General features: G+C 36.1%; 3 protein-coding genes. All 3 read left to right on the forward strand.

The features are described 5' to 3' along the window. Positions 1–221 precede the first annotated feature (221 nt). The 3 genes from MW688_RS15320 to MW688_RS15330 all read left to right on the forward strand — a co-directional run bounded on the left by MW688_RS15320 (position 222) and on the right by MW688_RS15330 (position 1349). Positions 222–467, forward strand: a complete 246-nt coding sequence (locus MW688_RS15320; RefSeq protein WP_486736881.1) for a hypothetical protein — start codon at positions 222–224, stop codon at positions 465–467. A 1-nt stretch (position 468) separates the two neighbouring features. After that, positions 469–1011: a DNA-binding protein gene (locus tag MW688_RS15325; protein WP_486736882.1), complete on the forward strand. Its 543-nt coding sequence runs from the start codon at positions 469–471 to the stop codon at positions 1009–1011. A 155-nt stretch (positions 1012–1166) separates the two neighbouring features. Continuing rightward, the gene (locus MW688_RS15330) at positions 1167–1349 is read left to right on the forward strand and encodes a hypothetical protein (RefSeq protein WP_486736883.1); all 183 of its coding nucleotides are present in this window, start codon (positions 1167–1169) and stop codon (positions 1347–1349) included. Positions 1350–1899: the final 550 nt, after the last annotated feature.

The following is a 1899-nucleotide window of genomic DNA, read 5'->3' on the forward strand; positions in this document are numbered from 1 at the left end:
AGCCGCAGAAGGGCGCAAGCCGCAGAAGGGCGCAAGCCGCAGAAGGGCGCAAGCCGCAGAAGGGCGCAAGCCTTGCGCCCCTACTACTACTTCTTTGTCTTGCTTACATTAATAAGCATGTAATTATTTAGCTATAAAGTGTTTGTCAACCGACAAATACTGAGTTAAGATGTTTTATACATTAAGTAAATGGTTAATAACTATGAAGATCAACAAATTAGATGAAAAAACATCCAAAAAAGGAAGTCAGAGAAGCGCTCAAATTTGCAGAGGAGAATAACTGGCGGATAGAAACAGCAAGTGGTCAAGCGCATGTGTGGGGGGTAATCAAATGCAATCATCATGATCCAAAATGTGGAACACCTTGCAAATTAAATATCAATGGTAGTCCCAAAAACCCTGGTAATCATGCAAAGCAAATCCGTAAAGCTGTTAAATCCTGCATTTACTATGATGAGGATGGTTAAAATGAAAACTTATGAATTTGGATTATTTTTTCAATTAAAAGATAAAAATATAGATCCAGATATATATATAAATGATTTATATGCTCCAGGTTGTTGTGATGATAGTTTAATTGCCTCAGGAGAAAAAGGATTTATATTAATTGATTTTATCAGAGAAGCTGATTCAGCAGAAGAAGCTATTAAAAGTGCAATTGCTAATGTTAAATCAGTTATTCCAGATAGTACCCTAATTAATATTTCACCTGATTTAGTGGGGGTAAAAGATTTAGCAGTGCTGCTTGATTATACTAAACAGAATGTACAAAGAATAATCAATAAATATCCAGATTTCCCCAGACCAGTGGTCAAGAAAGCTCAAGATGTTTGGCATTTGCAAGAGGTTTTAGATTGGTTTGTCAAAAATGACGTGTTTACCGATAGAATCACTCAAGAAATGTTAGATATTAGTGGTTTAGCTAGAGGTGTGAATTTAAAAATTGATGAAAAATCTTTAAAAGAGAGTATTCGGAAAAATGCTGAAGAGTTATTAGGTTTTGCTGCTTAAAAATTAGGTATTTTAGTTTTAAAACCCAAACAATTTTTACATATATTTATATAAATAAGTTATTGTGAAGATATGTTAATTTTCAGTGGCATCAATTGGTAACCCATAGATTATAGTTGATAATCTTTATTTATGGTCTAAAATTAAAGGCAATTATGGTGAGTAAAAGAGAATTAAATCCTTTATTTCAAAAGATTGATCAGGGGGTTAAATTTGCAGTAAAACAAGAGATTGATAAACACCGCAAGTTAAATCAAGCCATTAGTATTTATCAAAATGGTAAAATATTAATTTTAAAAGGGGAAGAAATTGCTAAAATTTTAGACACGAATCAATAATTTTGATTTATTGGTGAAAAATTTTTGCTGTGACTCTTCTTTAGTCATCTTATTAAAATCTCTTTTCATACCACGAATCTCTACCGTGCCTTGTGAGTTAATTAAAATTTGAATAAGGTTGGGTTAAGGAGCGATTTCGTGGGAGATCTCGCTCCGTTGGCGAGTTCGCCCAATCTACAAACTATGGCTAAGAGCGATCGCTATCTGTGATTCCTCCAAAAAAATTATGTAGTAGGGGCGCAAGGCTTGCGCCCATCTCCCGGCTTGCGCCCATCTCCCGGCTTGCGCCCTTCTGCAAACAAGAGCGCTGTATCCGTTCATCTATACCAAATAATTAATTGTATGGCTATTTAGTTATATTTACCCGATGATTTTTTAAGGGAAAAAGGGAATAAGTGCTTATATTAATGTTGGGTTGAGTACCGATCACCCAACCTACTAGCTATGGGTAAAGCGATCGCTCTTTGTGAATCCTCCAGAAACATTATGTAGTAGGGGCGCAAGGCTTGCGCCCATCTCCCGGCTTGCGCCCATCTCCCGGCTTGCGCCC

The sequence above is a fragment of the Johannesbaptistia floridana genome (genome assembly GCF_057440575.1).

What these genes read in the sequence shown, in the direction of transcription:
- MW688_RS15320 (WP_486736881.1), top strand. Translation starts at nt 222, where the DNA reads ATGAAAAAACATCCAAAAAAGGAAGTCAGAGAAGCGCTCAAATTTGCA.
- MW688_RS15325 (WP_486736882.1), top strand. Translation starts at nt 469, where the DNA reads ATGAAAACTTATGAATTTGGATTATTTTTTCAATTAAAAGATAAAAAT.
- MW688_RS15330 (WP_486736883.1), top strand. Translation starts at nt 1,167, where the DNA reads ATGGTGAGTAAAAGAGAATTAAATCCTTTATTTCAAAAGATTGATCAG.